Origin of the sequence: Citrobacter sp. Cu231, from assembly GCF_030332265.1 — a bacterium.
GTDB classification, from domain to species: domain Bacteria; phylum Pseudomonadota; class Gammaproteobacteria; order Enterobacterales; family Enterobacteriaceae; genus Citrobacter; species Citrobacter meridianamericanus.
This window is the reverse complement of record NZ_JAOWIE010000010.1, coordinates 1-274: the sequence shown is the minus strand read 5'-3', so window position 1 is coordinate 274 and position 274 is coordinate 1. Positions and strand designations below refer to the sequence as shown.

Genomic DNA, 274 nt, shown 5'->3' with positions numbered 1-274 from the left:
ATTGATATTTACTGAGAGCTCAGATCAACTTTCCAGGGCAACAGATCGCGTACCCGGTTTGCCGGCCAGTCCTGGATATGTTCAATGACGTAACGCAGCCACTTTTCTGGCTCCACATTGTTCAGACGGCATGTGCCGATCAGCGAGTACAACACCGCCGCATGTTCACCACCGCTGTCGGAACCCGCGAACATCCAGTTTTTCCGGCCTACGGCCACTCCCCGTAAGGCGTTCTCTGCGATGTTGTTGTCGATTTCCACCCAGCCATTACTGC

Annotated in this window: 1 protein-coding gene; it reads right to left on the bottom strand. The window is 54.0% G+C overall.

Annotated elements, in window-relative coordinates; genetic code table 11:
• Positions 1-8: 8 nt before the first annotated feature.
• Positions 9-274: transposase domain-containing protein (locus OGY15_RS00210; RefSeq protein WP_000313295.1), on the bottom strand; the 266-nt coding region annotated here is incomplete at its 5' end.